Annotated in this window: 15 protein-coding genes and 4 rRNA genes; all 19 read left to right on the top strand. The window is 33.0% G+C overall.

Annotation, left to right across the window (positions count from 1 at the left end; genetic code table 4):
- Window positions 1-29 precede the first annotated feature (29 nt).
- The 19 genes from rrf (ACI2WZ_RS03960) to oppC all read left to right on the top strand — a co-directional run bounded on the left by rrf (ACI2WZ_RS03960) (window position 30) and on the right by oppC (window position 24,798).
- Window positions 30-135 (top strand): 5S ribosomal RNA (rrf, locus tag ACI2WZ_RS03960).
- Between the two features lie 533 nt (window positions 136-668).
- Window positions 669-2,187, top strand: a 16S ribosomal RNA gene (locus tag ACI2WZ_RS03955).
- 289 nt (window positions 2,188-2,476) lie between these two features.
- Window positions 2,477-5,385 (top strand): 23S ribosomal RNA (locus ACI2WZ_RS03950).
- Between the two features lie 106 nt (window positions 5,386-5,491).
- A 5S ribosomal RNA gene (gene rrf / locus ACI2WZ_RS03945) occupies window positions 5,492-5,597 on the top strand.
- The 16S, 23S and 5S rRNA genes sit together here, the layout of an rRNA operon.
- Before the next feature lie 61 nt (window positions 5,598-5,658).
- Window positions 5,659-6,246 (top strand): hypothetical protein, encoded by a 588-nt coding sequence (locus ACI2WZ_RS03940; protein ID WP_500244711.1) that lies wholly within the window; start codon window positions 5,659-5,661, stop codon window positions 6,244-6,246.
- 38 nt (window positions 6,247-6,284) lie between these two features.
- Complete coding sequence (gene pheS / locus ACI2WZ_RS03935; RefSeq protein ID WP_023789855.1) at window positions 6,285-7,337, top strand: phenylalanine--tRNA ligase subunit alpha; 1,053 nt, start codon at window positions 6,285-6,287, stop codon at window positions 7,335-7,337.
- 11 nt (window positions 7,338-7,348) lie between these two features.
- The gene (pheT, locus tag ACI2WZ_RS03930; RefSeq protein WP_500244710.1) at window positions 7,349-9,760 is read left to right on the top strand and encodes a phenylalanine--tRNA ligase subunit beta; all 2,412 of its coding nucleotides are present in this window, start codon (window positions 7,349-7,351) and stop codon (window positions 9,758-9,760) included.
- A 1-nt stretch (window position 9,761) separates the two neighbouring features.
- The gene (locus ACI2WZ_RS03925; RefSeq protein ID WP_500244709.1) at window positions 9,762-10,256 is read left to right on the top strand and encodes a YceD family protein; all 495 of its coding nucleotides are present in this window, start codon (window positions 9,762-9,764) and stop codon (window positions 10,254-10,256) included.
- A 19-nt stretch (window positions 10,257-10,275) separates the two neighbouring features.
- Complete coding sequence (gene rpmF, locus ACI2WZ_RS03920; protein ID WP_500244708.1) at window positions 10,276-10,452, top strand: 50S ribosomal protein L32; 177 nt, start codon at window positions 10,276-10,278, stop codon at window positions 10,450-10,452.
- A 321-nt stretch (window positions 10,453-10,773) separates the two neighbouring features.
- On the top strand, window positions 10,774-12,579 hold the full coding sequence (locus ACI2WZ_RS03915; RefSeq protein WP_023789847.1) for an ABC transporter ATP-binding protein: 1,806 nt from the start codon (window positions 10,774-10,776) through the stop codon (window positions 12,577-12,579).
- An 18-nt stretch (window positions 12,580-12,597) separates the two neighbouring features.
- Window positions 12,598-14,208: an ABC transporter ATP-binding protein/permease gene (locus ACI2WZ_RS03910; protein ID WP_500244707.1), complete on the top strand. Its 1,611-nt coding sequence runs from the start codon at window positions 12,598-12,600 to the stop codon at window positions 14,206-14,208.
- A gap of 173 nt (window positions 14,209-14,381) precedes the next feature.
- Window positions 14,382-14,687 carry a hypothetical protein gene (locus tag ACI2WZ_RS03905; protein WP_023789843.1) on the top strand — a complete coding sequence of 102 codons (306 nt, stop codon included), beginning with the start codon at window positions 14,382-14,384 and terminating at the stop codon, window positions 14,685-14,687.
- Window positions 14,688-14,779: 92 nt separating this feature from the next.
- Complete coding sequence (locus ACI2WZ_RS03900) at window positions 14,780-17,449, top strand: PTS fructose transporter subunit IIABC (RefSeq protein WP_500244706.1); 2,670 nt, start codon at window positions 14,780-14,782, stop codon at window positions 17,447-17,449.
- 90 nt (window positions 17,450-17,539) lie between these two features.
- The gene (gene mraZ / locus ACI2WZ_RS03895) at window positions 17,540-17,995 is read left to right on the top strand and encodes a division/cell wall cluster transcriptional repressor MraZ (protein ID WP_166484607.1); all 456 of its coding nucleotides are present in this window, start codon (window positions 17,540-17,542) and stop codon (window positions 17,993-17,995) included.
- A 2-nt stretch (window positions 17,996-17,997) separates the two neighbouring features.
- Entirely contained in the window at window positions 17,998-18,939 is a 942-nt protein-coding gene (gene rsmH, locus ACI2WZ_RS03890; protein ID WP_500244705.1) for a 16S rRNA (cytosine(1402)-N(4))-methyltransferase RsmH, read from the top strand.
- A 2-nt stretch (window positions 18,940-18,941) separates the two neighbouring features.
- Window positions 18,942-20,384 (top strand): hypothetical protein, encoded by a 1,443-nt coding sequence (locus tag ACI2WZ_RS03885; protein WP_500244704.1) that lies wholly within the window; start codon window positions 18,942-18,944, stop codon window positions 20,382-20,384.
- A gap of 16 nt (window positions 20,385-20,400) precedes the next feature.
- Entirely contained in the window at window positions 20,401-21,657 is a 1,257-nt protein-coding gene (ftsZ, locus tag ACI2WZ_RS03880) for a cell division protein FtsZ (RefSeq protein ID WP_500222128.1), read from the top strand.
- Window positions 21,658-22,591: 934 nt separating this feature from the next.
- A complete protein-coding gene (gene oppB / locus ACI2WZ_RS03875) occupies window positions 22,592-23,821 on the top strand; it encodes an oligopeptide ABC transporter permease OppB (RefSeq protein WP_023789826.1) in 1,230 nt (409 codons plus the stop codon).
- Between the two features lie 14 nt (window positions 23,822-23,835).
- Entirely contained in the window at window positions 23,836-24,798 is a 963-nt protein-coding gene (oppC, locus tag ACI2WZ_RS03870) for an oligopeptide ABC transporter permease OppC (protein ID WP_500244703.1), read from the top strand.
- Window positions 24,799-24,803: the final 5 nt, after the last annotated feature.

Below are 24,803 nucleotides of genomic sequence, written 5' to 3'. Positions count from 1 at the left end.
CAAAAACCCATCTCTCAAAAAAATTCAGATCTGGTGGCCATAGCACTGAGGTCACACCTGTTCCCATGTCGAACACAGAAGTTAAGATCAGTAACGCCGACGATAGTATAATGCGAAAATAGGAAGCTGCCAGTTCAGAAATAAAAAAGTCCAACATTTAGTTGGACTTTTTTATTTTTTAGGTGTAATCTTTCTTTTTTTTGCCTCACTAGTAAATTGATTTTAAGATTCTATATTAAAAAGATGAATTATTTATAATAGTACATTAAGGAAAAAATAATAAGCATATATGAAACTTGAAAACTTAAATTACTTCAATATAACATACAAAGTGTATTTACTATTATTATCTTTTTAAAGACTCATATGATAAAAAAATACTAAAATTTTTAGACATTTTTAAGTTTAATCTGTGCTATTATTAAATGGCCGTTAAGTTGAAACTTTTAACTTAACGACAAAAAATAAAATATAAAATAAAAAAAATATTGACATTTAATTTTAAATAATATATATTTATTAATGTCGCTTGTTGAACAAGCTATAAAACGATCTTTGAAAACTAGATAGAACAACAACAACCAATTTAATTTGTACAATATAATACAAGTTCAATTTTTTGAGAATACAAACAGATATAGTCATGAATCAAAATATTCGCATTAATTTTTAATGAGAGTTTGATCCTGGCTCAGGATGAACGCTGGCGGCATGCCTAATACATGCAAGTCGAACGGGGTGCTTGCACCCAGTGGCGAACGGGTGAGTAACACGTATCTAATCTACCTTTTAGTGGGGGATAACAGTTGGAAACGACTGCTAATACCGCATACGACACCATTTGGCATCAAAAGGTGTTAAAAGACCCGTTTGGGTCGCTAGAAGATGAGGATGCGGCGTATTAGCTAGTAGGTAAGGTAATGGCTTACCTAGGCAATGATACGTAGCCGAACTGAGAGGTTGATCGGCCACATTGGGACTGAGATACGGCCCAGACTCCTACGGGAGGCAGCAGTAGGGAATTTTTCACAATGGGCGAAAGCCTGATGAAGCAATGCCGCGTGAGTGATGACAGTCTTCGGATTGTAAAGCTCTGTTGTAAGGGAAGAACAGCTAGAAGAGGAAATGCTTTTAGTTTGACGGTACCTTACCAGAAAGCCACGGCTAACTATGTGCCAGCAGCCGCGGTAATACATAGGTGGCAAGCGTTATCCGGATTTATTGGGCGTATAGGGTGCGTAGGCGGTTGATTAAGTTTGAGGTTAAAGCCCGGAGCTCAACTCCGGTTCGCCTTGAAAACTGATTAACTAGAATACAGGAGAGGTAGATGGAATTCCATGTGTAGCGGTGAAATGCGTAGATATATGGAGGAACACCAGTGGCGTAGGCGGTCTACTGGCCTGTAATTGACGCTGAGGCACGAAAGCGTGGGGAGCAAATAGGATTAGATACCCTAGTAGTCCACGCCGTAAACGTTGAGTACTAAGTGTCGGCAATTGTCGGTGCTGCAGCTAACGCATTAAGTACTCCGCCTGAGTAGTATGCTCGCAAGAGTGAAACTCAAAGGAATTGACGGGGACCCGCACAAGTGGTGGAGCATGTGGTTTAATTCGAAGCAACGCGAAGAACCTTACCAGGGCTTGACATCCAGTGCAAAGCTACAGAGATGTAGTGGAGGCCAACATTGAGACAGGTGGTGCATGGTTGTCGTCAGCTCGTGCCGTGAGGTGTTGGGTTAAGTCCCGCAACGAGCGCAACCCCTATCATTAGTTACTAACATTCAGTTGAGGACTCTAATGAGACTGCTAGTGTAAGCTAGAGGAAGGTGGGGATGACGTCAAATCATCATGCCCCTTATGTCCTGGGCTACACACGTGCTACAATGGCTGGTACAAAGAGTCGCAATCCCGCGAGGGGGAGCTAATCTCAAAAAGCCAGTCTCAGTTCGGATTGAAGTCTGCAACTCGACTTCATGAAGCCGGAATCACTAGTAATCGCGAATCAGCAATGTCGCGGTGAATACGTTCTCGGGTCTTGTACACACCGCCCGTCACACCATGAGAGTTGGTAATGCCAGAAGCACGTATCCTAACCGTAAGGAGGGAGCGTACCAAGGTAGGATTAGCGATTAGGGTGAAGTCGTAACAAGGTATCCGTACGGGAACGTGCGGATGGATCACCTCCTTTCTATGGAGTATCATAGTTTAGAGAAAAAAAGCTGAGCGAATCGGTGTAACAGCTTATGAGTATATCTCGTTCTATCTAGTTTTCAGAGATTGTTTTGCGCCAATGCGGCGCAGCAATTTCTGAAAAGAAAATCGTTCTTTGAAAACTGAATATTAGATGAAAAAAATAGACATTTAATTTTTCTTACGTTTAACAATAAAACGTAAAAATAGTAACTAAAATTACTAAGAAAAACTAAAATTTCAAAAAAATATAGATTATTTTATAATGCAAAATAGGTCTTTCTTTAAGAAAGTATAGTAAGGGCATATGGTGAATGCCTTGGAAAATGGAGCCGATGAAGGACGCGACTACCTGCGAAAAGCGCCGGGGAGCTGGAAGTAAGCTTTGATCCGACGATGTCCGAATGGGGAAACCTACTATGATTAATCTCATAGTGTCCATAACTGAATACATAGGTTATGTGAAGGGAACCTGGGGAACTGAAACATCTTAGTACCCAGAGGAAAAGAAAACGAATGTGATTCTGTAAGTAGCGGCGAGCGAAAGCGGAACAGGCCAAACCGGTCTTCGGGCCGGGGTTGTAGGACTCTTGTTAGAGTTACAAAGTTAGTGTATAGCAGAAGCTGTTGGGAAGCAGCGGCGTAGAGGGTGATACCCCCGTATGCGAAATGCACTAACCTCGAAAGAGTATCCTGAGTACGGCGGGGCACGTGAAACCCTGTCGGAATCTACCCAGACCACTGGGTAAGCCTAAATACTACCATTTTACCGATAGTGAACCAGTACCGTGAGGGAAAGGTGAAAAGTACCCCGTGAGGGGAGTGAAACAGTTCCTGAAACCATATGCTTACAAGAAGTCAGAGCCCGTTAATGGGTGATGGCGTGCTTTTTGTAGAAAGAGCCGGCGAGTTACGATATCATGCAAGGTTAAGCAGAAGATGCGGAGCCGTAGTGAAAGCGAGCCTTAATAGGGCGTTCAGTATGATGTCGTAGACACGAAACCGGGTGATCTAGCCATGAGCAGGTTGAAGTTAGGGTAAGACCTAATGGAGGACCGAACCAACGTTCGTTGAAAAGACCGTGGATGACTTGTGGCTAGGGGTGAAATTCCAATCGAACCCGGAGATAGCTAGTTCTCCCCGATATATCTTTAAGGATAGCGTCGAGGTTTAGAATTATGGAGGTAGAGCTCTGAATGTATGATGGCCCCACCTAGGGGTACTGATTACAATTAAACTGCGAATGCCATAATTTCATACTCGGCAGTCAGAACATGGGTGATAAGGTCCATGCTCGTGAGGGAAACAGCCCAGATCTACAACTAAGGTCCCTAAATATACGCTAAGTGTGTAAGGATGTGAAGGTGCACAGACAGCTAGGATGTTGGCTCAGAAGCAGCCACCATTTAAAGAGTGCGTAACAGCTCACTAGTCGAGTGCCTTTGCGCCGAAAATGTACCGGGGCTTAAGCGGATTACCGAAGTTTAGGATTTACAGCAATGTAAGTGGTAGGGGAGCGTTCTAATTGCAATGAAGTCAGACTGTGAGGACTGGTGGAGCGATTAGAAGAGATTATGCCGGCATGAGTAACGTTTGGGAGTGAGAATCTCCCATGCCGTTTGACCAAGGTTTCCTGGGCAAGGTTCGTCCACCCAGGGTTAGTCAGGACCTAAGGCGAGGCCGAAAGGCGTAGTCGATGGACAACAGGTTGATATTCCTGTACCACCTAATAAAGTGATGGAGTGACGGAGAAGGATAGTGGATGCCGGCTGTTGGATATGCCGGTCTAAATACAAAGGAGTGTACGTTGGTAAATCCGCGTGCTATAACTCTGAAGTATGATGGGGAGTGAACGCTACGGCTAGTAACGAAGTCCATGACTCCACGCTTCCAAGAAAAGCTTCTAGCGTTAATTTATTAGGTGCCTGTACCTAGAACGAACACACGTGGTCAAGGAGAGAATCCTAAGGCAAGCGAGATAACTATAGCTAAGGAACTCTGCAAAATAACCCCGTAAGTTAGCGAGAAGGGGTGCTCACTTTTAGTGAGCCGCAGTGAAGAGGAAGGGGCAACTGTTTAGCAAAAACACAGCTCTCTGCAAAGTCGTAAGACGAAGTATAGGGGGTGACGCCTGCCCAGTGCCGGAAGGTTAAGAGGAGATGTTAACTTAGGTGAAGCATTGAATTGAAGCCCCGGTGAACGGCGGCCGTAACTATAACGGTCCTAAGGTAGCGAAATTCCTTGTCAGGTAAGTTCTGACCCGCACGAAAGGCGTAATGATCCCTTCGCTGTCTCGGCTATAGACTCGGTGAAATTTTAGTACCAGTGAAGATGCTGGTTACCCGCAACTAGACGGAAAGACCCCGTGGAGCTTTACTATAACTTAATATTGAGTCTTGGTGTAACATGTAGAGGATAGGTGGGAGACGTTGAAGCAGTCACGCTAGTGATTGTGGAGTCATCCTTGGAATACCACCCTTGTTACATTGAGGTTCTAACCTAGACCCGTTATCCGGGTCAGGGACAGTGTTTGGTGGGTAGTTTGACTGGGGCGGTCGCCTCCTAAAAAGTAACGGAGGCGCCCAAAGGTACCCTCAGTACGGTTAGAAATCGTACGCAGAGCGCAAAGGTATAAGGGTGCTTAACTGCGAGACTTACAAGTCGAACAGATGCGAAAGCAGGGCTTAGTGATCCGGCGGTCCCGTGTGGAAGGGCCGTCGCTCAACGGATAAAAGTTACCCCGGGGATAACAGGCTGATCTCCCCCAAGAGTTCACATCGACGGGGAGGTTTGGCACCTCGATGTCGGCTCATCGCATCCTGGAGCTGTAGTCGGTTCCAAGGGTTGGGCTGTTCGCCCATTAAAGCGGTACGCGAGCTGGGTTCAGAACGTCGTGAGACAGTTTGGTCCCTATCTGTTGTGGGCGTAGGAAAATTGAGAAGAGCTGTTCCTAGTACGAGAGGACCGGAATGGACGCACCCCTGGTGCTCCTGTTGTCACGCCAGTGGCACAGCAGGGTAGCTATGTGCGGAAAGGATAATCGCTGAAGGCATCTAAGCGAGAAGCCTCCTTCAAGATGAGTTTTCCCATTCTTCGGAAGTAAGATCCCATGTAGACCACATGGTTGATAGGTTGGGTGTGTAAGCACGGCGACGTGTTCAGCTTACCAATACTAATAGATCGAGAGTCTTTCTAAAGAATACCTAAAACAAATTGCTTTATAAAGTATATATTCATTCTAATGTTCAGTTTTGAGAGAACGATTAGGTTTGCAAAAACCCATCTCTCAAAAAAAATTCAGATCTGGTGGCCATAGCACTGAGGTCACACCTGTTCCCATGTCGAACACAGAAGTTAAGATCAGTAACGCCGACGATAGTATAATGCGAAAATAGGAAGCTGCCAGTTCAGAAGTAAAAAAGCTCGACAATTAGTCGGGCTTTTTTATATATATCTTTAAGGAGTTCAAATGGATAATATATTGGAAAAATTTAATCAAAAATTTAATCAAAAATTAAATAGGTTTTGTATTCACGATATAAATTTAAATTGATATTTTGAAGGTCTACCATCAATAATTAATGTAAATAATCTATATTCGATTGTTAATGCAATATTTAAAAGTGAGATGAACAAAGTTGAAGAAGATGACATAAAAAATAAAATTATTTGTCTTAGGAATTGCTTTATCGACAACTTTGACAATAATTTAAAACTTTTAGAGCTATACAAAAATTCTAATGAACATATTATTAATAATTATTTAACTCAATATTATGTGCTTTTGAAAAAATTCATAAATGAGTCTTTGTTAGTCTATATTTTTCACAATAAAATACATAGTGATGTAATTTACAAAAATACTTATGTAGATGTTGACGATTTCTATAATATAAAAAAAGCTGAATTGCATCTACAAGTGTTAAAAATAAGAAAAATATTTGTTAGATCTGTTGTTACACTAAGTGAAGAGTTAAGTAAATTAGTTACCGATTTAGATGAATCAATAAATAATCAAAAATCAATAATTAAAAAACTTTTGAAAAAGATTATTTAGTATAATTATTATGCTGTAAAAATAGAAAAGGTGAGACTGTGATTAAAAAATTAGAAGAATTACTTAAAGATTTCAAATTAAAAGTAAATAATATAAAGACAAAAGAACAACTAGAGGAAGTTAAAAAAGAGTATACAGGTAAAGAGTCGCCTTTGAATCTTGTTTTAAACAATCTTAAACAACTTTCTTCGAGTGAAAAAAAAGAAGTAGGCTTATTTGCAAATAAAGTAAAAGCTGAGATATATGAAAAATTAAATGACCTTTTTGAAGAATTCTCGAATTTAGAATTACTAAACTTGCTAGAAAAGGAAAAGGTAGATATTACATTGCCAGGTGTTAGTATAAATCGTGGATCAAAACACCCCTTGAATATAGTTATTGACGAATTAAGTGATATATTTAGTGAAATGGGTTACGAAATGATCAATGGAACTGAATTGGAACTAGATGAGTATTGCTTCCAAAAATTAAACTTACCTATCGGCCATCCCGCTCGTGATATGCAAGATACATTTTACATAGACGAAAAAGTAGTGCTTAGAACACATGCTACTAATATGACAGCTAGACTTTTAACTAAATTATCAAAAAATATTAATAATGAGAAAAATATTGCAGCCATTAGTTACGGAAACGTTTACAGAAGGGATGACGATGATGCAACTCATTCTCATCAATTTATGCAAATTGATGGATTTGCAGTCGGACAAAAAATAAGCTTTGCCAATCTTAAATGAATTTTAGAATATATGTGTAAACGTCTTTTTTCTAATAAAACTCAAATAAGAATGAGACCGAGCTTTTTCCCATTTACCGAACCCTCAATAGAGGTAGATATTAGTTGTGTTAGTTGCGACGGATTAGGGTGTAAAATATGTAAATTTACAGGGTGAATTGAAATTTTAGGAGCAGGTATGATAGCACCTCAAGTATTAATTTTGAATGGGTTGGATCCTAATGAAGTTGGAGGTCTAGCATTTGGTATAGGAATTGAAAGAGTAGCTATGCTTAAATTTGGTATTAAAAATATTAGAGACTTTTACGAAAACGATATTAGATTCTTAAATCAATTCAAGTTTTTCGGAAATTAAAGGAGCAAAAAATGATAATTACAAGAAATTGATTGGAAAACTTTATAGACCTTGTGGGAGTTAAAGATAACGAAATAACTGTTGCATTAAACTCACTTGGTTTTGAAGTTGACTCATACAAGACTTTCAAGGATTTAAATCAAAGACTAATGTTAGGTCATATCGGAAATGTAAGTAAAATTGATGGAACACATCTGAATTTTTGTTTTGTTGACAAGGGTGAAGATTTGGTTTCTCCAATTGTTTGTGGTGCAGACAATGTTGCAGAAGGTCAATATGTTGTGCTTGCAGAACCAGGGTCAAAAATCTCAACTGGTCTAGAATTACAAACAAAGGAAATTAAAGGAAAAACATCTGAAGGGATGATTTGTTCCTTAATTGAATTAGGAGTTGACCCAAAAAACCTTACAGAAAAAGAGATTCAAAGTATATACGAAGTTCATACAAAAAAAGATACATATAGTTATATCGGGAATAAAAAGATTTTAGACATTATCGGTTTTAATGACTCATTATGAGAAGTTGATTTGACGCTAAATCGTAGTGACTGTTTAGCTGCATTTCAGTTATTGAAAGAGTTAGCTAACTATTTTGATAAAGAAATTATAGACATTTCTCAATCTTTTGAAGCAAAAGTGGACAATAAAAATAACGACCAAATCAAGATTTCTTGAGAAAAAGACGTTGATGAACACATAAACTTCGCTGGGTCTCAAATTTTTAACATAAAAGAGATTTATTCATTAGTAGAAAATAAACTTAAAGTTTACTCAGAACATGATCTATGACTAAAATTCAATGGTGTTAAAACTACAGATAATTTTTGACTTGATTTAAGTAATATTATTGCTATTGAAACTGGACAACCAATTTTATTTTTAGATGAAAAAGTTTTAAATAAGGAATTAAAAATTAAAAATGAAACTAGTGATGACAAGACAACAAATTTGCAACTATTAAATGGTGATGAAATTATCTCTACTTTAGGAATGAGTATTGAGAAAGATTATTTGCCAAACGGCGATAGTAAGAAAGTTGTTGTTGTGTACCTTTCACTAAATCCAATACTTATGAGAAAACAACAAAAGGTACTTAATATTTCAAGTGTTTCTTTACAAAGGTGAATGAAACCAATTAGTACAGAACTTTATCAATTAGCAGAAAAAAGAATCACTTATTGAATGAATTATTATAATTTATATGATTCTTCTAGCTCTATTGAGATGTTTAAACAACTTAAACAGTCTACAAAAACTATTGAAATATCTTTGGAATTTATTAATGATTACTTAGGTATGAGTTTAAGTGTAGAAAACATAAAGAATTTATTTAGAACATTAGATTTTGAAATAGAAATAAAAGATAATCTTTTAACTTTCAACATTGATAAATTCAGAACGGATATTCAAAATAAAGCTGATATAGTTGAAGAAATTGCCCGTTTATACGGATATAACAATATTCCATCAGTTGCACCAAGTATAGTAACACACTCTAAAGAAAAAAAACTTTCTCAAAACTTAAAAAAAATGGTTGAAAATCACTTAATAGGACTGGGATTTAATAATACTAAAACTTATTCGTTGATGAATCACAAAGAAGTTTTACATTGAGATCTTTTCAATGTAAATAATCCGGTGAAATTATTATCTCCTTTAAGCCAATTAAGAGAAGCTTATCGCTTAAGTTTATCTAAAAGCTTAATTGAAGTTGCGAGTCTTAATTACTCAAGAAATAATAAAAATCTCAAACTTTTTGAGTGTGCAGATATTTATAACTATGATAACAAAAGAGAATCGCACATCGCTTTTTTGATATCTAGTGATAGTTTCAGCCAAAAAGCACACAATTATAAAGTCGAACCAGATTTCTTTTTTGTTAAAGGAATTATGGAGTCAGTTTTAAGTATTTATCAAATAAGCCTTTTAGATATTGAACTAAAAGCTATGAATTGAAAAATTAATGAGATACACCCGTATTTAAATGCTGAAGTTATGTATAAAGATTCTTTAATTGGATTTATTTTTAAGTTAAATCCAAAATACGAAAAAACATTAAAACTAGATAATACTTTTTTAGTTGAACTTAATCTAAATGCAATTGAAGAGCTATATAATCAAAAAATAAGATTAAAAGAAATCTCAAAATACCAAAAAACTTCTAGAGATCTTACAATATTATTAGACGATAAAGACCGTTATAGTGATATCATTAAAAAAATAACCCACGATGTAAATTTCATAACAAAAATTGATTTAGTGGATATTTATCAAGATGAATTATTGAAAAAAAACAACAAAAAAGCAGTCTCAGTTAGTTTTGAGTTCAATGACTTAGAAAGACAACTAAATGACAAAGATGTGATGGCAGAATGACAAAAGTTACAAGACAAGCTACTGGAATTAAATATTGAGGTGAAATAATTTGCATAAAAAAGATATAGAACTTAAAAAAAATATCGATTTAGATTTAACTTATTCAAATATCGACAACTCAAATTTTGAACATGCCTTACTTAAAAAAATAGATAAAATTGAAGTCAAGGGTAAATTGGTATACCAGGATTCTATAATGGGTATATATATCAAAGCAAAAATATGTGCAGATTATCAAGCATTAGACGCACGTGATGGAAGTGAAATATCTATCACTAACGAAACTCTTGATTGAGAAGATGAGTACTTCTTTGAATCAAAAGATGATCAACATAACATAGTTATTGGTGAACAATTTGATATACTAGGTTACGCAGTTTCTCAAATAGTTTTAAATATTCCTATTAATTTCACAAAAAACTATGGTAAAATTTCATTTGTCGGTAAAGATTTTAAACTTATGTCTGAAGAAGAATACCAACAAGAACAAGCAGAAAAATTAGATCCTAGGTGAAATAAACTTAAGGATTTAGTAAAAGAATAAATAATCGGAGGTGTAAAACATGGCTGTACCATTTAGAAAAACCAGTAAAGCTGCAAAAAATAAAAGAAGAAGTCATCTTGCTTTAGTTAGTTCAGCTATCATTTCGTGTCCAAACTGCGGAAGCATGATAAAACCACACAGAGTTTGTCGTGAATGTGGTTACTACAAAAACAGAGAAGTAAAAAAAGTAGGTTAATTTAAACAAGTATATCTTGTTTTTTTTTTTTTTTTATTTTAGCAGTTCAATAAATTATAAATGGTTTCCAAGTTATTGCTAAATTGTGATTATGCTTGCTTTTTAATTCTTTATATTTAAAATTATATTAATGAAGGGAGGGCATGATATGCAAAAACACAAAAGTTATACAAACTCAAAAATGCCCTTAATCGGTCTATTAGTTAGCATAAATGATAATCCTTTAAATTAGCTCAGCTCTTTAATGATAATTTTTAATATACAAATTACCTGTGAAGGTAAAATTTTTAATAGCAAAAAATAGAAAAGAAGGTTTATTATATGAAAAAACAAGGAGGAGCAATGTTAAAAACAATTGCTCACTATTATAAAAAAGAGTGGAGGCTCACGGCAATTATGTTATTCTTGATAATGATAATTGTTTCTTGTGCAGTGATGTTTCCTTTATTAACACAACAAATGATTATGGCTGTTAGGGTTGCCAGTGGTGGCAAAGAAGTTATATCATCAGGTATAATAAGTTATTGAGGCTTATCTTGAGTTACACTAATTTATATTTCATTAGGTGTGATTATTACTTACGGTGTATCTTCATACATTTATGACTTTATTGCATATATTATGGGTAAGAGAATTGAAATAAGTTTACGTAATCGATCACTTGAAAGTTTAGTTAGACAAGATATATCGTATTATTCAAACAAAAAAATAGGTAGCATATTAACAAAAGTAATTTCAGATACTCAAATTGTTGGAGATCAAGCTGTTCAAGTTCCCTTACAATTTGGAATATCTTTTTTTGAAATCTTAGCATCTGCAATTATGATGTTTATACTGAGTTGACAGTTGGCAGCTATCACAATGACTATATTTTTACTTATTATGATAGTAATGGCCTTTTGCTACTTAGCTACGAGAAGAAAGTTTCACAAAGTACGTGAAGTTATTACCGAAATCAATGGTAATGTAACTGACAGAGTAGCAACTATTAGACTTATTAAATCTAATGGGACTGAAAATTATGAAACTGACAGATTTCATAGAGTTCACCAAAACTACTACAAAAAATCAATTGTTATTGGTAAAATACAGTCATTCATGTTAACAACAATGTGGGCTGGTATATTTGTTTTGCAATTCTCAGTGATAATATTTTCAATGATATTATTTGGGGGTAAAAGCGGCGGAGTAACATTTTTTGATACGACATTTATTGCTTTTACATTAGCACAACAAATAATGATTGGACCGTTATTCCAAATAATGAATGCTTTATTTGGTTTATCACAAGCCACCGTAGCAGCTCAAAGAGTCGATGATACAATTAATGTTACATCAATTTTAGACCCACATTATAATAGTGGTATAAAAATTGATAAACTAAAGGGAAAAATAATATTTGATGAAATTGAGTTTAGGTATCCAGAAAAACCGAAAAAAATTATTCTACCTAAATTTAGCTTTGTCTTTGAAGAAGGTAAAAGTTATGCTTTTGTTGGAGAAACAGGTAGTGGTAAATCAACAATTGCTAAGTTGTTACTAAGATTTTACGACCCATCAGAAGGTAAAATAATTATCAATGACAATATAAACTTAAAAGATATCAATCTGGAGAGTTATTTGGCGCATATAGGTTATGTTGAACAAGAGCCTCAAATACTTTATGGTGATGTTTACGAAAATATTCGCTATGGTTGTTTTGGAGCTTCTGATAATGAGGTAATGGAAGCGGCAAAAAAAGCAGAACTACACGAATTAGTTTTAACTTGACCCGATGGATATGATACTATTTTAGGAGAAAGGGGATTTATGTTATCTGGTGGTCAAAAGCAGCGCTTAGTCATAGCCAGAATGTTCCTAAAAAACCCTAAAGTACTAATTTTAGATGAGGCCACAAGTGCTTTAGATAATATTGTAGAGCAAGAGATCCAACAAAAATTAGATGATTTAATGAGGGGTAGAACTACAATCTCTATTGCACACCGTTTAAGTACCATAAAAAATTGTGATGAAATAGTAGTATTGGGAAAAAACGGCCAAGGAATTGTTCAAAGAGGAGATTTTGAAACTCTTAAAAAAGTTAAAGGTCATTTTCAAAATTTATACAAAGCAGGTTTGATGGAATAATAAATTAGGAGATTTAGAATGAGAAATGAAACAATGAGTTTAAAAAAGCAATCAAAAGAGATTGACTTATCAAAACCATTAATAGAATTAAAAAATATTACAAAAACTTATAAAACAAAAAAAGCATTAAACAATATAAATTTAACAATTATGCCAGGAGATAGAATTGGTGTCATTGGTGCTAACGGTGGTGGGAAATCTACTCTAAGTGAAATAATTGGAGGGATTAGAAAACCAACCTCAGGACAAGTTATTCGTCAAGAAAACTTGAAAATTGGTTTACAATTTCAAGAATCTAGATATCCAATAGGAATAACTGTTTTTGATATGATCAAATACTATTTAGAGGCTTTCAATGTTCCTATGTCAGAAGAAGAACTCACAAAATTATTAAAAAGATACCAAATTAATCCTTTTCGTAACAAATTTCTGGAGAGGTTAAGTGGTGGTCAACAACAACGCGTTAATATTTTGCTAAGTATGATTCATAACCCAGATTTAGTAATATTAGATGAAATATCTACTGGATTGGATATTGAGGTTCGTGGTGAAATCTTTGAATTTATTCGTGAGAATGTGATTGAAAAGAATAAAGCGATGTTTTTAGTTACCCACATTATGACTGAAATTGAAGACCTATGTGAAAAATATATTTACATAAGTGATGGAGAAATCAAAGATGCTGGATTAGTATCTGATATTATCAAAGAACATGGCTCAATTTACAACTATACTTGAAAAAGATTTAAAGATGATAAAGCAGCCAAAAATATCAACAAAGAAATTGAACAAAATCTTTTAAAGAAAAAAAATAAGATAGACAAAATAGTTAATACAAGCAGAAAAAAAGGAAAGCACATACCACTGATAAATCTCCTTTTAAAATATTATTTTAAAGGTTTTGCAGTTCCATTCTTTGTCTTGGCATTTCCTATCATACTTTTATTTTTAGAAGGGTTTGCTTTTAAAGGTGTAAAGTTCAATCCAAATACTAATGATTATGATTTATTGCACACCTTGGTAGGGTCACTGGCTGTTCTTCAGATCATATCAGTGGGGATATTTATTATTCCACAAACTATAATTGAGTTTAAAAACTCCGTTTTATTAAAGCGAATAGGTGCCACTACCATTAAACCCGTATCATTTGTTTTATCTGTTGTTATAATGGGATTTATATTTATGATAATAGGTTTTCTTTGAACACAATTGTGGGCTGGAATATTTTTTGGGTCAACTTATACTTGAGAATTGGTTGCCATGCCAAAACAATTTTTAGAAATGATACCATTTTTTGTAATTATCTTGGTTTCATCCGTAACATTAGGAACTATGCTTTCAAGTGTATTTAACTCAACAACTACTTATATTGCAATCTCAAATGTGATTTATGTGCCAATCGCCTTTTTATCTGGTTCAATAATGCCAATTGATTTGATAATGAATAGCGATATTCTTAAATATGCAACTTATTTAAATGTATTCAAATATTGTATCGATCCTTTTAATGCAGCCTGAAATGGTACATTTGATTTAGACACGAAGTTTTGTATATTTTTAGGAATCTCAATAGTTCTAGCTGTAGGCTATGCAACAATCACATCTTTAAGATTAAAATGAGAAAATTAAACATAAAAACTGAAACGTTTTTTAACTAAAATTTAGGAACACTAGTTTAACTAGTGTTTTTTTTATCTCAATAATTAAGGTCTCATTTAAATTAGAAGTTATCATTTACATACGAAAATACATAAAATACTCCAAATAATCGTCGATAGTTATAATGAAAGGAGACAAAAAAAATGACGAATTTATTCAAAGAAATATCAGCTGAATTGATGAATATTTCCATATGTATTGCAATTGCAGAAAATGACTTAGTCAGCGAATTTCTAGATTACGAAGATAAAACTTTAAGTGACTTGATTAAATCTGTTAATCCAATTAAAGCTTTAGATCTAACAAATTCCATATATTATCATTATTCAAACTTCATGAATGAAGTTTCTGGATTGGTTAGCCATGAGTCTTATCAAGAACTTAAAGAAACAGAACGAAAAGCATATCATAAGACAGTCAAGATTATTGAAAGTACAATAAAACATTAAAAAATATTCCATTAAATTAGACTTATTTAGAATTTATTCTTGTAAAGTAATATAATCTTAAATGTGGTGGAACCCATGAAAGGAGTTACTTTATGAATGAAAAAATTATCAATACGGAGTACATTTTTTTAAATATCGATATCAAAAGTAAGGAAGAACTATTTTCACACATAGCTAATAATGCTTATAAATGAGAAATCGTGAAAAGTATACCAGAATTGATAGGAAGTTTTAAAGAACGAGAGACTTTATCATCAACAGCACTTGGCGGTGGCTTTGCTATACCACACGCGAGAAACCCCAAAATTGCTAAACCTGCTGTGTTCGTATATAGGTTTACCAAGCCAATTGTTTGAGATGACGAAAACGAAGTTGAAGTTGCAATAGTTTTGTTGGTGCCAGAAGGCACCGGTACTTACTTAGATATATTAAGTGGTATAGCAACAAAATTAATGAGCGAGAAAAATAAAGATTTTTTGAAAAAGTGTAAAAATAAAACAGAAATAACATCGTTTCTTATTAGTGAAGAAACTAAAAGTCCGACAAAAGAAACTCAAAATGAGAAATCTATCAGAGTAGTGGGTGTAACAGCATGTGCTACGGGTGTGGTTCACACTTATATGGCTAGAGAAGCAATATTAGATGCTTCAGCCAAAATGGATTGATTTGCTGAAGTGGAAACTCAAGGACAAAAAGGTCCAGAATTTATATTATCGTCAGAGTCTATCAAAAAGGCCGATGTAGTAATTTTGGCAAATGATATAGCAATCGATACTGACAGATTTGTTGGTAAAAAAATATATAAAGTTGGTACAAAACCCTTAATAGAGGATCCTGTTTTTCATTTGCGACAATCTCTGATAAAAAGCAAAGAAATGAAGGCTGATAGTTATAATGAAGGAACAGGTTTTGATCTTAAAGACGGGAAAGCTTGAATAAGACATATAATGAGTGGTATATCATTTATGATACCCTTTATTGTTTTTGCTGGGATTGTTTTTGCTATAGTAACAGGAATCGGTAAACTAACTTATGGAACCTGACTAGACTATAGTGGAAAACTTAATGGAAATTCAAATACTTATGTCCAAAGCGGTGTCTCACTACATAACCTAGATGTAAAAGGGGGAGCAACCTGAGAAGCAATTAGAGGTGATGATGGTAGTTATACTGCGACTATCACGATAAATAGTGCTTTTATATCAATACTTTATTACTTAAATCAGTTCGCTAACATAGGTTTTGGTGTGATGATTCCGGTGATGGGGGCTTATATTGCTAACTCAATTGGGGGAAGAAGTGCTATTACTCCGGCCTTCATTTTGACTAGTGCAGGAACCAACCCTTCGATGTGATGACATTGAGGTATTTTCCACAGTAACATAACTTCACCAATGACAGGAGACGAAGTTTCTATGGACACTTTGTTCCCAAGTAATGGTGGTGGTATATTTGCTGCTCTTTTATTTGGTTTTTTAGTTGGTCACACTGTTAAGTGAATCAATACTAAATGAAAGGTTAGTAACTATTTAAAACCAATTATGCCAATCATCATAATTCCAGTATTCGTAACCTTAATTTACGGAATATTTACTTTATTCTTATTTGGTAATATATTCGGGTTATTAATGGGATATTTCAATTACGGTTTACAAAAAATGGAAAACTCTAAAATGGGTATGGCTGCGCTTGGACTTGTTTTAGGATTGATCGCTGGTATTGATATGGGTGGACCAATCAATAAAATCGCTTCATTTGGTGCAACCGCATTGATTCCAACAGATGGTGGTAAGGCAATGGGTTGTGCTGCAGCTGCCTTCGCAATTGCTCCACTTGGTGCAGGAATATGTTCACAAATATTTAGAAAAAAATTCAAACAAGACCAAGCATTAGGTGTAAATGCAACAATACTTGGGTTTATGGGTATTTCTGAAGGTGCCATTCCTTTTGCTGCTAAATATACTTGAGCTGCCTTCTTACCAAACATTATTTGTTCTGGGGTCGCTGGTATGCTAGCTGGAATGTTCCATGTATCTGGTTGAGTCGGTGCATGAGGTGGTCCTATTATTGCTTTATTTGGTGGTGTCACTACGTGGGAGATGAGCTACATAGGTGTATTATGGTATTTATTAGCGATTGTTATCGCTACAACCATGCACGTATTTATGTTCAGATTTTTAGTAGAAATCCAATCCGATAAAGGGCAAATAGGTTCTGTTAAAAAAGCACATATAGAACTAATGGAGAAAATGAATAAGGACTTTATAAATGAGAAAAACTTGTTTAAAAGCAAAATTATGGATATAAAAAAAGAGAAAAGTAGTATATCAAAACTTAAAAAAAATAAGAAAATTGCTTATCTTGCAAAAAATGAAAAATATAATTACTCATTAGAGAAAATAAATATTCATTTTAAAGAACTTCTACATAAACATAAAGTATTTAAAAATAAAGAAAAAAGCATTTATAAAAAACATATAATTAGCGAAAAAATAGCTTTGAAAGCAAACAATACTGCTATCAATAACTATAAAATGCAACAAAAAAAATTGATGAAACAACTTGTAACTGAACAACAAGCAAAACTAAGATCTCTTACTAATGTTTTAGATCAAAACATCAAAAAAACTAAGGCAGAAAAACTCAAAACAGTAATTCAAAATGCAAAAGAGAAATATAAACTAGAAGTAGAAAATTATATTTCTACATTTAGAGAACCTTCTCTATTCAACTACAACCAAGAAATAATGACTATTTCATAAATAAATAACTCACCTTAAAAGTGAGTTATTTTTAAAACTAAAAGAAAAAAAACTTGATTATGTAAAGAAGTGGTATATAATAATTAGTGTGTGGGAGAAAGTGGGGGAAAATGTATGCTTCTAGGTACTTTTGAGCATAATCTTGACGATAAGTTGAGGTTAACAATACCTTCAAAACTTAGAAATAAGTTAGGTGACTTAATATTTGTGTCAAAAGGCATAGAGAATTGTCTAGAAGTGAGAACCCCAGAGAATTTTAAAAAGCTACTTTCTGATTTAGGGCAAAAAAGTAGTTTTAATTCTTCAACTCGTAAAATAGAACGTTTAATTTTATCTAATTCAGATGAAATTAGCATCGACAATGCAGGAAGAATAAAAATCCCAACAAATTTATTGGATAAAGTTAATATCTCAAAACAAGTTTATATCTTAGGGCTAGGAGATAGAGTTGAAATTTGAGATAAGTTTGTATATGAAAAAATGATTGAGGAAACTGATGAACTAGAGATATATGAAGCAGCAGAACAATTGGGCGGAGCAAAATAAAGATGCAAAAACATACATCTGTATTATTAAAAGAATCATTAGAATTATTAAATATTAAAGAAGATGGTATTTATGTCGATTGCACATTAGGGCGTGCAGGACATAGTGCTGAAATATTAAAAAAAATAAAAAAAGGTCATTTATTTGCGATTGATCAAGATATTGAAGCTATCAAGGAAAGTGAAAGTGTACTAAAAGAAATTGCAAATAATTTCACCATTATGCAAGGAAATTTTGAAAATATAAAAGTTTTACTTGCATTAGAAGGTGTCGAAAAAGTTGACGGTATTTTATTTGATTTAGGTGTCTCATCACCACAGTTTGATGTTGGTGATAGAGGATTTAGTTATCGATTTGATGCTGAATTAGATATGAGAATGGATAAAATAAATAATCAACTTACTGCTAAATTTGTCATAAATAATTATTCTGAAAGAGAACTTGCAGATGTTTTTTTTAAATACGGTGAAGAAAGTTTTTCATTTCAAATAGCAAGAAACATAATTAAATACCGTGAGAAAAAATCACTAGAGACAACATTCGAACTTGTTGATGTCATTAAAAAATCTCTACCTCAAAAAGTTTTGAAAAAGAAAAAACATCCAGCAAAGAAGGTTTTTCAAGCATTAAGAATATTTGTTAACAATGAACTTGAAGTTTTAAAAAAATCTTTAAGCCACTCACTAGAATTACTAAATAAAAATGGAAGATTGGTAGTTATTACCTTTCATTCTTTAGAGGAAAAAATTATTAAAGATATTTTTAAAGCAAATACCGTGCATTCAAGTGATAAGTTTATTGCTAAATTACCAATACAAGTTGATCTGAAGAATAAAGATTTTGAGTTAGTTATTAAAAAACCGATTGTTCCAAGTGATGTGGAATTAGAAAATAATAGAAGGTCGCGAAGTGCTAAGTTGTGGTCTATAAAGAAAGTGAGTTAATTATGATTGAAGAAGTTTATGCAGCTTTAGAAATTACTAAAAAAGAAATTCGTTTTATTGTTGGTAAATACCGTGATAGCAGAGAACTTAAAGTAATTTTTAAAGATAAAGTTAAAGGTAATTGATTAAATGACCGAGATGAAGTTGTTGATATTAATGCAGTATATCATCGTGTTAATAGAGCAATAAATAGATATGAAATAACTTTTAAAGAAAAACTCGAGAGTATAGCGGTGGTCTATCCGACAAAAACATTAAATATCAAACAAGCTTCTCCAGTTGTTTTTCTTGAAAAACATCCTAAAATATTTGGTGAGAAAGAAATCGAAGAACTTCATTCACTTGCCAAAAAAGTTAACTTCGATGAAAAAAACATAGTATTTAATATTAGACCATATTCTTTTACAATCAATAATACCATTTCAAAGAGCGAACCACCGATTGGTGTAATGGCTAATTCTGTTACAATGAAAGCAAAAGTTTACACAATTGCCAAAGAGGTTTATGAGAGTCATAATAAAATTATTGAGAAATGTAACAAAACTATCTTGAACAAAAACAATCGTCTTTACGCATTGGCATTACAATGTGCCCAGAACGAGAATTTTAGAGAAAACTTTGTTTTAGTTAACTGGGACATTAATCAAATTGATCTTGGTTTTTTTGGTAAGGAAACACTTGTAAAAGTAATTACTATTAATTCGGGGGTTAATTCAATTGTAGAATCATTAGCTAATAAGATGTATTCTAAGTATGATGTTGCTGAGAAATACCTTTTTAAACTTACGGATTTTGCAACACAAAATCAAAAAAGTGTTCCTATATACAGAAAATATTTAAATGATAAAAAAATTACTCATGAACTAACATCTTCAGAAATTAAGGATATGTTAATGTATGATTTCAAAGGAATTATAAAAATAATCGATAAACAAATTGAAAAAGAATTTGAAAACATACCACCAAACTTTAAAATTTATCATACAGGTAAAATAACCGAAGTCTCTGGTTTTGAAAAGATTTTATTGGAAAGTAAATATAAAACAAAGTCTTTAATTTACTTCTCTGTTGTAACGGGTGCTAGCGAAATATGAGCAACTGCTTTATGTGGAGCCATTTTGTACAATCATATTAAAAATAAGCACAAAACTGTATTTAAGACAAGCACAAACACAATTGAGAGACCAATCAATTATCCAATGGGTCAACCACCATTTGGATTTAATCAACACATAATTGGACCACAATTCAACATTCCACCGAACGAAGGTTTTGAATATCAACAATTTCCGCATGGAATAAATAATTGAAATAGTCAAATTTATTATCCAAATCAAATACCTAATCAGGTGTATAATAATCAAAATAACAATCCCCAAAGTTTAAGAAACGATAGTAATATCGGACCTCAAAATGGTATTATAAATACGCAAAGAGATAGATAAAATAGGAGAGAATAATATGTCTGTAAATTTAGATTTTAATCAAGTTGCCAAAATTAAAGTTATTGGTGTTGGTGGAGGAGGTTGTAATGCCGTAAACCGCATGGTTGAAGAAAATCTTCAAGGTGTTGAGTTTATCGTTGCAAATACAGACTCACAAGTGTTAGCAGCAAGTTCAGCACCAACTAAGTTAATACTTGGTAAACAAACATCAAAAGGGCTTGGAGCAGGTGCTAATCCAGAAACTGGAAAACAAGCAGCTATTGAATCAGAAACTGAAATAAAAGAAGTTTTGTCGGGTGCAGATTTAATTTTTATTGCCGCTGGAATGGGTGGAGGTACTGGAACTGGTGCTGCTCCTGAGATTGCTAGAATAGCTATGGAAACTGGAGCTTTGGTTATCGCAATAGTTACAAAGCCTTTCCGTTTTGAAGGAAGAATGAGAAATTCATATGCTGTACAAGGTGTAAGTGAACTTAGAAAATATGTGGACTCAATAATTATTATCTCAAATGATCGCTTACTTGAAATTATTGGTGGAATTCCAGTAAAAGACTCATTCAGAGAAGCCGACAACATTTTAAAACAAGGAGTACAAACTATTACAGATCTAATTGCGGTTCCTGCTGTTATTAACCTCGATTTTGCTGACGTAAGAACAGTTATGCGCGGTAAAGGTAATGCTTTATTTGGTATAGGTATTGGTTCTGGGCCAGACAAAGCTATCGAAGCGGCTAACAAAGCAATAACTTCATCTCTCCTTGAAACTTCAATACGTGGAGCTAAAGATGCCATAATTAACGTAACTGGTGGAACAGAAGTTACTTTAAACGATGCTTATGATGCAGTTGATATTGTTCAACAAGCGAGCGGTGAGGACGTTAACTTCATTTTTGGTTTGGCAATTAATGAGCATCTTGGAGATGAATTGATTGTTACTATCATTGCCACTGGTTTTGATGAAGACTATGTTCAACCAAATATAAAAGTTGATAATACTTATAATCAAAAAGTTGAGCCAACAAAGGCTTCTGAAAAAGTAATTGAAGAACCTCGTTTAGAAACAGCTTACGAACAAAGAACATCTTTTATTAGTAACGCTGATAAAAGACCGTCTTATTTCCAACAAGATGATTCAAACAACATTGCTGGAAGAGTTGAAAATTGAAAAGAAGCTCATGTTCAACCTCAAGTTCAACCAGTTGCTCAAAAAATTGAAGATACTTCTGATGATGAAGATGGCGAATATCCAACTTTCTTGAAAAAAGAATGATAATTTAACAACTATACAACCATAAATACTAAGAGTTATACAGAACATTCTGATAACCATATAGTTATTTGGTTGTTTTTTATTTTTTTAAGAGATTTTATGTATACTAATTAGTTACCATAAAAAGGGGGTAATTAGGTGTTTCTTAATATTTAGATAACACAAACCCCCTATTAATGGGCTTTTAAGATGCTTGCTTTTTGCATTTTCTTTTGCTAGTATTTTATTAGGCGATGGAGGACAAAAAAATGTCATGTTTATTAAACACCCGCAAAGTTAATAAAATGATTGCCTTTTTTGCTATTCCTACATTGTCATTTAAAAATATGTTTTTTAAATGCAATACTTACGTTAAAAATGGTGCGTACATTTGAAACGAAAAGAATTTGACTAACCGAATCGGATATTTATAAAATTTGGAAAACTATTTTAAATTACCATACTGATAAGTATTTTAATTTTTTAATAAATGAGAAAAAGTGTTTTATTTTATAAATGTTGATTTGGCAGTTTGTCAAAATATTTTATAAAAGGAAACACTCTTTTTTTTATGAATAATACTTAATATCAGTAATCTATCAAACTAGCATAATAGTAAATTTAAAAGTTTTTATTTAAGAAATAAATTAACTAAGTAATACTTTTGTATTTTTATAAATTATCTTTAAACATTAGTTTAAAATTTAATTGATGATATTTATTAAAAAAACTATTTATCAAACTATTTATCTAAGTAAGTTAGAAACTAAACTAAAGTTTTATAAGAAACATTAATTAATGTGCTAAAACTAAATATTTTACTTGCTTACTCAAATTATGAGATTTACTTCTCATCAAAAAAACTCAAAAAAGATTTTATTTTTATCTCTCATAATTAACATAAACAAATGGCTAATATTAGAAATAAAAATAAAATAGAAAGGATAAATTAATTATCATGAAAAGAGAAAACAAAAACCCTGATGTTGGTGACCTCACACTTGAGCAATTAGTTGAAGTTACTTCTTTAAAGAATGAAATTAGTTCTTCGAAAAGAAGTTATTTTGGAAAAATAAAATATATTTTCAATAAATCAACTGGCTCAATAGAAGAGTTCATTCAAAAAGCGCCACTTCTTGGTTACTCACTGAAAAGAATTATTTACGCATTTTTTACACTTTATTTAGCAATTGCATTTGTATTTATAATGCTAAGAATTGTAACTACAGATGCAGCTTATTTATCAGATGTAAATTTAGAAAAGCTAGGTATTCAATACGGTGATGAAAGATATAATACATTATTGAATAATAGGATGAAGGCCTTTGGTGTTGCGGGACCAATGTTAGAGCAAATGTTTATTTATTTAAGAAACATTACCCCTTTTATTCCAAAAGACATAATTCTAAATCCGGTTGTTGATGGAGTTACAGGTGAAGTTGGTGGTGAACTAACAAGAATGTGATTTTATTTAGGAGTATTTATGAACAAAGCTAGTGGAGGACAAGTTCTTTCATTAGTTCAAAGTGCTTTTGCAAGATCTATTCCAGTTTCATTTACTGTCGGAGGAACTGCTGTCTTACTATCATATTTATTAGGTGTTCCATTAGGAATTATAGCTGCAAAAAATAAAGACAAGCCTGCTGATAGTGCTATAAACGGTACTAGTTTAGTTATAAGTGCAATACCTGCTTTGGTAGTTATTTCACTACTATATAAAATGTCTATATATCTGTTTGGTGCCAATGGTACTTATGATGGATCATCCACTTTCACAAAAATTTGACCAGTAATTGGGGTAATGCTATTAATTATGCCAATGATAGCTGTTCAAACAAGAAGATTTGTTATAGATGAGATGACAACTGATTATGCAAAATTTGCATTATCAAAAGGTCTGAGTGAAAAGTATGTGTTTTATGTTCACATTTTTAGAAATGCGGGGATAAGACTTATTAAAACAATGCCAGAGGTATTTGTTATCACCCTGTTTGGATCAAGTATACTTGTTGAAAGAACTTGGTCAATTGATGGAATGAGTAAATTCATTCTTAACGGTGTCTCTAACAAAGATACATTTGTAGTGCTAGGTTATATATATGTTTCTGCAGCTGCCGGTGTATTTTCAAGCTTAGTAGGAGACTTATTATTAGCGGTATTAGACCCAAGAATAAAACTTACAAAATAAAGGAGAGTCATTTTATGAATCAAAAACAATATACAGCTGAAGAAATGTCTTCTATTGATAACTCTCTTTTTAGAGTTGTTGGTAGTAGGGTTGAAGAAGCTGAAAGAATTACTAATAAACCATATAGCTATTGAAAGTCAGTTTTTACAAGAATAGCTAAATCAAAAACATTTATCATATCAACATTATTATTAATTACAATAATTTTACTTGCTTCAACTATTGGTATTGGTTCTGACCCTGTTCCAGTAGTAACTCCAGGTATCGATATCGAAAATCCATCATGAGATCACCCATTTGGTTTGGGTAAATTTGGTGAAGATTTATGAACTAAAATGTGAATAGGAACAAGAACAACTTTAATCTTTACTTTAATTGTTGCATCTATTCAAATATTTTTAGGAATACTTATTGGTGCAATCTGAGGTTTCTATACAAGATTAGACATATTGTTTATCGAGATTACTAGATTTATGAGCTTAATTCCTTCATTGATAATGTGATTGATAGTAATTTTCCTATTTGGGGGTGTCACAACATTACCGATACTGATATTCGCTATCTCTCTAACAAGTTGAATTGCTCTTTCAAGTATTATTAGAGTACAAATTATGTTGGTTAAAAACACAGAATATAATATTGCTTCAAAAGTTTTAGGAACTCCGAGTTCAAAAATAATCAGAAAAAATATTATGCCAAAAATATTACCAATCGTTATTCAAACAGCATCATTTGCTATACCAACTGCTATAGCAATTGATTCATTACTTGCTTACTACAACTTTGGATTTGTAACAAATACATTAGACTCTGCATCTTTAGGTTCTATTTTGAATGAACTACTTCTTGGTTCTGATTGAGAAGTATACCCACACTTACTATTAATACCAGTATTTTTTGTTGGGGGAATTTCATTGTTGTTCTTTTTAGTAGGAAAAGTATTTGCAGATTCATTGGATCCAAAAACACATAGATAGGAAAC

Source organism: Spiroplasma endosymbiont of Megachile willughbiella (assembly GCF_964273395.1).
GTDB classification, from domain to species: Bacteria; Bacillota_I; Bacilli_A; order Mycoplasmatales; family Mycoplasmataceae; genus Spiroplasma_A; species Spiroplasma_A apis.
Note: the sequence above shows the minus strand (reverse complement) of the source record. Positions and strands in the feature narration are given on the sequence as shown.